Below are 7,773 nucleotides of genomic sequence, written 5' to 3'. Positions count from 1 at the left end.
CTCGGCTTCGCCGAGCCAGGGCCGGCCCTTCGGGCCGGGGTCCTGCGCTTCGCTTCGGACTGTTCGGGTTCCGCTTCGCTGCACCCGAACGAGGTCCGCTTCGCGGACCCGGACCTCCCGTGCACAGCACGGGAGGTGACCTCGTTTCACGAGGTCTGGGCCTGCGGCCCGTTGGGCGGGTCCGCTGCGCTCCCCCGCCCTGGTCCTTCCGGCTTCGCCTCCAGGACTTGAGGCCCGCTTCGCGGGCCTGGCTGGCAGCAGGGCGGGGGCTGGGGTGTTTGCTGTGGGCGGCGCCCGGTCAGGGTGCGAAGTACCAGCAGTAGAGAGGCTGACGAAGGCCCTGTGCCGTGCGGGCCAGGCCCGCCAACTCCGTCAGGATCTCGACCGCTGTCTCGGCTGGCACACCCTCGTCCTTGACCGCGGCAAGCTCAGCCCATGCACCCGCAACCTCGACGAGCCGGCCGCTGCTCGCCTGCACCAGAGCGGAGCACAGCCCGGAAGGCAGCTGGAACACCGTGAAGCCGTCATTTTTCATCGGCACCACATCACGCGAGCCTGTACCCACACCCTCTGCAAGCAGGACCTCCCAGTCCGCGACCGCATCGTCAGGGTAGAAATCCGCACACGCGAACGAGGGAAACCCGTGACGGCGCTGCCTCGGCCCAACCCGAGCAGCCACCTCATCATCCGGTGCCACGAAGAACTCGACAGTGATAGGCATAACCCGATCATGCCAGCCCCACCCCGCAGGTGTGATTCATTCTTATTCCCAGATTGAAACTGGCCTAGGGGGCATGCCTCGCTGAGGCTCAGCTCGCAGAGCGGGGTCGCCAGCCAGGGGCCAGGCGCCATTGCCCAACCGGCCTGCACAGGCTGCCTGTTGTGCAGCGGAACTCATCTGGGATTCGGGACTGGTCTGGGGCCCTGCGCTCGGGTCGTCGGCTTGGGTTCCTGCAGGCCAGGGGGCAATAGCAGAGTCAAGGGGTGTGTTCGGGCTGGTCAGAGGGTGCTTCACAACATCGTGTGGCTCGGTATATCTGCGCACTGCGCAGGTTGACCGAGCCTTCTTCAATGGGCGCAAGGGCGGCTTGCCTTCGGGGGGCCACTGGGTTCGGTGGAGGGGGGCGGGGGGTGCATCCGCGCCATGTGGACGTGCGGTTCGTCGGGCCGGACAGGGTCATGCTCCAGAGGCCATGGCGGGCAGCCATCGTGGAGCTGCGCCTCATGGAGTGCGCGATGGTGCGTGGTTTCCCGCTGCGGCGGGGGCGGCGGTTGGCTCCGGGGTGGTGGTCAGCGACCACCGGTCGTCTGGTGGGGTACGGGAGCGCGGCTATGCGGGACGCGGTCATGATGCTGGATCAGGATCCGCAGGTGGTGGGCTTGGTGAGCCGTCCCGTGGAGTTCGTGTGGGAGGAGCGGGGTCGGATTGTCACCCATGCCCCTGACCTGGCCGTGGGCATGGGTGCCGGTGGTATTCGTCTTGTGGACTGCCCCGGGAGCGGCGGACCGTCCGCACGGCTCGTCGGCCGGGCGCGGGTGGTCGGGGCGTGTGCTCGGGAGGCAGGGTGGGAGCACCGGTTCGCGGATTCCGCGGATCCGGTGGCCCTGGCCAATGGGCGCTGGCTGTCGGTCTACCCGCATCCCCGGTGTTCGGTGGGTATCCCCGCCGCCCGGCTGCGCGGGGCGTTCGCCCGGCCTACCGCGCTGGGCGAGGGTGCACTGCGGCTCGGGGACCCGATCGCGACGCTGCCAGCCGTCTACCACGGGCTCTGGAACGGCCTGCTGAGCATGTCCTGGGGCTGTCCCCTGAGCGAGGAGACCCTGGTGACTGCTGTGCCAGCCGGGCGGCGGAAGCAGCCGAAGCGGTGAAGCATCCCACAGACGTCGTCGAAGTCGGGGACCGGATCCGGTTCGACGGCGGCGTCCACGTCATGGCCGGTCTGGACGGGCCGCGCTGCCGGCTGGTCGCCGAAAAGGGCGCAGGGGTGCAGGTTCTGCTGCTCACCCAGGTACTCGGTGCGCAGGACTTCGCCGTCCTGGACCCCCGCCGGCCGGGGCGGTCGCGGGTTCCGGTCCACGGTCCGCTGGACGGGCTTGACGCCGCGGTCCGGGAGAGGGCCCTGGCCTGGGAGCGGCACATCCTGGAAGTCGAGACTGGCCACATCGGGCCCCACCGGGACTGGCCGCCTCGCCCCGGGTACGACCCGGCCGTGTACGGGCTCGCCGAGCGGGAGGCGGCCAAGGCAGCCGAGCTGACCGCGACCGGGGAGCAGGTCAGCGTGGCCACCGTGCGCCGGATGCGGGCCCGCTACCGCGAGCAGGGGGTATGGGGTCTCGTCGACGGCCGGCTGAAACGGGAGCGGTCTGCGCTCGGGCGGGCCGATCCGCGGGTGGTGGCCGCGATTAAGCGGGCGCTGGAGGAGCAGCAGGGGCGTTCGACGGGGACGTTGAGCCGGTTGCGGCGCCAGGTGGGGTGGTTGCTGGAAGACGCCCACGGGCCCGGAGCGGTGGCGGTGCCGCCGGTGGCCACGTTCAACCGGCTGGTGCGGTCCGTTGCCGAGCAGGGACAGATCGCGTTGACAGCCGCCGGCGAGCGGCGGCGGGCATCCCGGCCGGAGCCGGTGTTCACTCCGACGGTCGCGACGCTGCCTGGGGAGCTGGTGATGATGGACAGCACCTTGCTGGACGTGATGGTCGTGTGCGAGGACGGCCAGGCTCGGCGGCCGGAGCTGACGATGGCGGTGGACGTGGCCACCCGCAGCATCACCGCGGCCGTCCTGCGTCCGAAAGGCACCAAGGCAGTGGACGCGGCTGTGCTCCTGGCCCAGACGCTGGTGCCACAGCCGATGCGGCCCGACTGGCCCGCCTATCTGTCCATGGCCGCCTCCGTCATCCCCCACACCCGGCTCGTCACCATCGACGCCCGCATGCAGGGGGCGGCCGCCAGGCCGGTGATCCGGCCGACGACCGTGGTCATCGACCAGGGCAAGGTGTTTGTCTCCCGCTGCTTCCTCGCCGCCGCCGAATACCTCGGAATCACGGTCCAGCCCTGTCCCCCGGCCTCCGGGCACGCCAAAGGACACGTGGAGCGGGGCTTCGGGGCGATCGGCACTCTGTTCGCGCAGTACGTTGCCGGATACACCGGAAACCACCTGGTTGCACGCGGCAGCACCGTGGAAGACGAAGCGTGCTGGACCCTGCCTCAGCTGCAGGACCTGCTGGACGAATGGATCGTCTGCGGGTGGCAGGAACGGCGCCATGAGCGGCTACGGCACCCGCTCATGCCCCGTCTGACCCTCACCCCCAACGAAATGTGGGCCGCGCTCACCGGTATCGCCGGACACGTACCCGTTCCCCTGAACGGCACGGACTGGATCGAACTGCTCCCCTCCAGGCGGTGCGCGATCACAGACGAGGGCATCCGGTTCGAGCACCGCACCTACGACGGCCCCGCACTCAACGGACACCGAAAACGCTCCACCGCCGCGGATGGCAAGTGGGAGGTCCACCACAACCCCTACGAGCCGTGGCAATGCTGGGTCAGACTCCCCCACGGCTGGGAACGGGTCGCCTGGATCCACCAGGGTCTGGTGTCCAGGCCGTTCACCGACACCACCTGGCGACACATCCGCAGCGTGGTCACACGGCGTGCAGACCGGGCTGACCACGAGGAACGCCTCGCCCGCCACCTGGACGAACTCCTCCGCCGCGCCTACCCCGGCCCCTCGAGCAGAGCCGACAGCACCACCGGTTCCGGTAACGCCCCAGGCCGACAGGCAGGATCCAAGCCCGCACGGCGGCGGAAGGCGGACACAGGCCCGCCGGATCACCCCGCCGAGCAGCTCCCGCCCCTGGACGAGGAAGCCTGCCCTGCCCCGGACACCGCCGGGGCCTGGAACATCTTCGACGCGCACCAGGAGGCACAGAAATGGTGATGTCCGCCGACCAGGAGACGGACAACGACCCGTACGCGTCACCGACTACCTGGCACGAGTGGACGCGGTTCGTCGACACCGAACCACCGTGCCTGCCCGGGACCGGCCCTTGGAGCGCGGAGGAACGCCTGGACTACCACTCACGCTTCGTGATCCTGTCCACCCCCACCATGGCCAAGATCTCCCTCACCCTGCGCCGGCTGATGATTCTCAACCGGCGGCACAACGGCACCGCCCGCCGGGGACTGCTGATCTCCGGGCCACCGACCACGGGCAAGACCACCACCCTGCAGCAGCTCGGCCGGTCCTTCCACCTCGCCGACCGGGCACGCCACGGCGGCTTCGAAGAGCGACTACCGGTGGTCTTCCTGTCCGTGCCACCTGCCGCGACCCCGAAGATGCTGGTCTCCGAGCTGGCCCGGTTCCTCGATTTGCCCATCGGCAAGACGATGAACCAAGCGCGGATCACCGACATCGTCTGCGCCGCCCTGCACGATCTGGCGACCCAACTCGTCCTGGTCGACGACGTCCACCTGCTCAACACCCGCACCCGCATCGGGGCCGAAACCTCCGACCAGATGAAGCACCTCAGCGAACGCATCCCCGCCACCTTCGTCTACGCCGGTGTCGCCATCGAGGCATCCCCGCTCCTGACGGGAAGCCGCGGCGCGCAGCTGGCCGGGCGGTTCAAGATGGTGCGCAATCCACCCCTGGCGTACGGCAGCAGCGCGCAGCGCACCGCCTGGGAAGGCCTGGTCCGCGGCATGGACCAGGCCCTGCACCTCCAAGCACACCGCCCCGACACCCTCACCCGGCACGCCGCCTACCTCCACCAGCGCACCGGCGGCAGGATCGGCAGCCTCTCCGCCCTCGTCCGGGAAGCCGCCATCGCCGCCATCCTCGACGGCACCGAGAAGATCACCAAGCAGCTCCTCAACGCCATCGACCTCGACGAACTCGCCGAACAGAGCGCCCGTCCCGCTCCCCGGGCCTGACATGCCGCGCCGACACCACCCCGCCCCGCGCGCCAGCATCTGGCGCCTGGCCCCCGTCCAGTGGGAAACGACCGTCTCCTATCTTCAGCGTCTGGCCCGCCGGCATCATCTGGACACGGCAGAACTGCTCCACGGGCTCGGAATCCACCCGCCGCTCCTTCATCCCGAATGCACCAAGCCCTACGGCCCGTACACGAGCATCGAGCTGTACCTCAACGCCCCCAGCCGCTGCCTGATCGCCGCGTTCGCCGGCATCCCGGACGAACACCTCGCCCACGCGCTCCCCGAATGGAACCGCTACCGCGACAAGCCGGATCCTCAGTCCCCCCGCGCACGGCTCCGGCTCGCCTCCGCGTACGCCGTCACGGGCTGCCCCCGCTGCACCCTCGCCCGCACCGGCCAGCCCCACCCTGTTCCCCAGTACCTGCCCGACACCCATCTCATCTGCCGCCGTCACCGCACCTGGATGCTCGGCCGCCACACCCTCGCCGACACCCGACTGCCGGTTGAGCACGCCGACCTCTCACGGACCCCCGAGATCCTCGCCGCCCACCGCATCCATATCCGCTTCCTCCGACGCTGGGGCTCAGCCGCCGACCACGCCCTCGCACTGGCCATGAACCTCACCGAGACCTGGCGGCGCGCCGCACCGGCAGAAGAACGTATCTGGCCCGCACGCGCCCGCCGCATCGGCAACAACAAGCGCGCCCGCCTGTGGTACGCCCTCGCCCGGGAAGCGATCACCTACCCCGAGACCATCGCCCTCGCCCAGTTCTTCGCCCGTCACCCGCGCACGCTCCACGTCCTCGAACGCCCCGGGCGCACCCATCCCCTCCACACCGCCATCGCCACCCTCCTGGGCCGGCCCTGGCTCGAAAACCCAGCCCTGTACCCAGACCAGTTCGGCAACCGCATCAGCTACACACCCGGTCGCCACCCCTACCCCCGTAGCCGGTGGCCCTACCGGCACAAGCCCTACTCCCCCGGCCCCACCGAACTCACCAAACTCGGCTATCAGCCGCCCCGCGGGCAGGCCCAATCACGTGAGCAGGCAGGCCAGAAGGACCGGAGAACAGCCCGGAAGCCGGGCCCCAGACCAGGCGCTGAACCTCGCCCGTCCGACGGAACTATGTTCGATTAGTGTGATGTCCTGGACAGTTCGAGATCGGAATCGGGAGACTGAGGGCATGGCGTCCTCCGCGCATGAGGCATCGGCTTCCGCCCTGGGCTACCTCTTCCAGGCGCAGTTCGCCCTGCTCGAACTGCTACGCGGTCAAGAGGAGCGTCCTGACGGGGCGATCAGCCTGGAACTCCACGACGACGTCGCCTGGGAGCAGGACGGCCGTCCCATCGATCTACTGCAGGTCAAACACCACATCCGCAGCGTGCGCACTCTCGGCGACAAGGACGACGACGTCTGGCGGACCATCCAGTCCTGGATGGACACCCACGCCCCCGGCGACGAGAACGGCCCCTCACTGACCCTGGTCACCACCCAGCGAGCCCGCCCAGGCACCGCCATGGCCGCGCTCAAGGTACCCGTTCCGGCGCCCGCCGAGGCTCTAGAGCTGCTGACCGCGGCAGCCAAGGAATCGACGGCCACAGGGACAAAGGACGCACGAGCATCGTTCTTGAATCTTCCCCCCGCGCAGCGCGCCGTCTTCGTACGGCGGATGCGGGTCATCGATGGCACCCCGTCCATCGACGACCTCGACGCGCAGGTACGGGTGAAACTCAGGGCCGCACTTCCGGACGGGCACGCCGACTCCTTCATGAAGCAGCTGTGGGCGTGGTGGTACGAGCAGACCGTGGACATGCTGCAGAAGCGGCACACCAGCGTCTCCGTGACCCGGGTGATGCAGCGCATCAGCCGCATCCGAGACGACTACACCTCCGACAGACTGCCCACGCTGGTGGAACGCGAGGACTTCCCCGCAGAGGCCGAGGCTGAGCTGTCCGACGCCCGCTTCGTACACCAGCTGCGCTGGGTAGGCGCCGGCCGCCAGCTGAACAGAGCGATGGTGGACTACTACCGCGCCTACACCCAGACCGTGGCCTGGCTCGAAGACGACCTGGTGGACCTCGACGAGCTGGCACGGTTCGAAGGCAACCTCTCCGACGAGTGGCGGCGGGAGTTCGACTGGATGCTCGACGACCTGGGCGACGACGCCACCGACCGTGAGCAGGAACAGGCAGGCAAGGCACTGTTGCGCAAAACCCTGGACCAGACCCGCTATCGGATCCGCGAGGCGTACGACGAGGCGTTCTTCTCCCGCGGCAAGCACCACGAACTGGCCGACCGCGGCCGGATCGGCTGGCACCCCGACTTCGAGGCACGGGTGAAGGATCTGATCAGGGCCGCGCGTGCCTAGCTGGACGCGGCGACCGCAGGCCAGCGCCGCCTTCCTCAACCCCGCTCTTATAGCCGGGATCGCCGCTACCGCGGCACGCGACTACGAGCGGGAGGCCTCCGGCAGGCTGATGCCGTGGCCCATGGCCTTCCTCGTGGCACCACTGGTTCTGCACCGGCCCACACGGCGGGCACTGCCCACATCAACGCGCACTCATCTGACGAACTGGGTGGCTGACCACCCCGTGCTCGTCGCCGGCCTTGCACCACGCAGCAGCTCGCTGGGACCCGCCGTACGGGAAGGCCTGCGCTTCGGGCTCCGCCACCAGATGCTCGCCATCGAACAGGGCTGCCTCAAGGGCACGCTCGCGAAGTCCCGCACCGAGGGCGAACTCGCCGAGCTCATCAAGGCAGCTTCTCTGATAGGCCGCTGGACAGCCAAGTCAGAAAACCCTTCGACCATCTTTGCTCTACTGGGCGTGAGACCCTGATC

The 7,773-nt window shown here is 69.2% G+C and carries 7 protein-coding genes; 6 read left to right on the top strand and 1 reads right to left on the bottom strand.

Features of this window, described 5'->3' with window-relative positions; genetic code table 11:
* Window positions 1–298: 298 nt before the first annotated feature.
* Complete coding sequence (locus ABZZ20_RS34430; protein WP_356876535.1) at window positions 299–721, bottom strand: hypothetical protein; 423 nt, start codon at window positions 719–721, stop codon at window positions 299–301.
* Between the two features lie 458 nt (window positions 722–1,179).
* On the opposite strand from ABZZ20_RS34430, the gene ABZZ20_RS34425 reads away from it, so the two are divergent.
* The 6 genes from ABZZ20_RS34425 to ABZZ20_RS34400 are packed head-to-tail and all read left to right on the top strand — an operon-like array spanning window position 1,180 to window position 7,771.
* The gene (locus tag ABZZ20_RS34425) at window positions 1,180–1,869 is read left to right on the top strand and encodes a TnsA-like heteromeric transposase endonuclease subunit (RefSeq protein ID WP_356876533.1); all 690 of its coding nucleotides are present in this window, start codon (window positions 1,180–1,182) and stop codon (window positions 1,867–1,869) included.
* A complete protein-coding gene (locus tag ABZZ20_RS34420) occupies window positions 1,866–3,935 on the top strand; it encodes a transposase (protein WP_356876531.1) in 2,070 nt (689 codons plus the stop codon). Before ABZZ20_RS34425 ends, ABZZ20_RS34420 begins: the two co-directional genes overlap by 4 nt.
* On the top strand, window positions 3,929–4,930 hold the full coding sequence (locus ABZZ20_RS34415; RefSeq protein ID WP_356876529.1) for a TniB family NTP-binding protein: 1,002 nt from the start codon (window positions 3,929–3,931) through the stop codon (window positions 4,928–4,930). Before ABZZ20_RS34420 ends, ABZZ20_RS34415 begins: the two co-directional genes overlap by 7 nt.
* Before the next feature lies 1 nt (window position 4,931).
* Complete coding sequence (locus tag ABZZ20_RS34410) at window positions 4,932–6,071, top strand: hypothetical protein (RefSeq protein WP_356876527.1); 1,140 nt, start codon at window positions 4,932–4,934, stop codon at window positions 6,069–6,071.
* Window positions 6,072–6,117: 46 nt separating this feature from the next.
* Entirely contained in the window at window positions 6,118–7,302 is a 1,185-nt protein-coding gene (locus ABZZ20_RS34405) for an ABC-three component system protein (protein WP_356876525.1), read from the top strand.
* Window positions 7,295–7,771, top strand: coding sequence for a three component ABC system middle component (locus tag ABZZ20_RS34400; RefSeq protein ID WP_356876523.1), 477 nt, complete (start codon window positions 7,295–7,297; stop codon window positions 7,769–7,771). Before ABZZ20_RS34405 ends, ABZZ20_RS34400 begins: the two co-directional genes overlap by 8 nt.
* The last annotated feature ends 2 nt before the right edge of the window (window positions 7,772–7,773 follow it).

It is taken from the genome of Streptomyces sp. NPDC006430 (assembly GCF_040612395.1).
Taxonomy (GTDB): domain Bacteria; phylum Actinomycetota; class Actinomycetes; order Streptomycetales; family Streptomycetaceae; genus Streptomyces.
This window is presented reverse-complemented; position numbering and strand designations above follow the sequence as displayed.